The sequence below is a fragment of the Lysinibacillus sp. RU7 genome, assembly GCF_057837305.1.
Genome location: NZ_JBYQFK010000198.1, coordinates 1 through 255, shown reverse-complemented (window position 1 = coordinate 255; position 255 = coordinate 1). Strand labels below are relative to the sequence as shown.

The 255-nt window shown below is 64.3% G+C and carries 1 pseudogene; it reads left to right on the top strand.

What is annotated here, in order from left to right:
- Positions 1-255: pseudogene (locus AC3II9_RS22080) on the top strand (acyl-CoA dehydrogenase); the annotation flags it as partial.

Sequence of the window (255 nt, the reverse complement as noted above, 5' to 3'; positions counted from 1 at the left end):
ATCTGCGCGACCAACCTGTCGTTCAGCCTTTATCCCGGCCTGACCCACGGCGCGACCACCGCGCTGATGGGCCATGGCTCGGAAGACCTCAAGAGCTTTTATCTGCCCAAGATGATCTCGGGCGAATGGTCGGGGACGATGTGCCTGACCGAGGCGCATTGCGGCACCGATCTGGGGCTGCTGCGCACCCGTGCCGAGCCGCAGGAGGATGGCTCCTATGCGATCACCGGCGGCAAGATCTTCATCTCGGCGGGC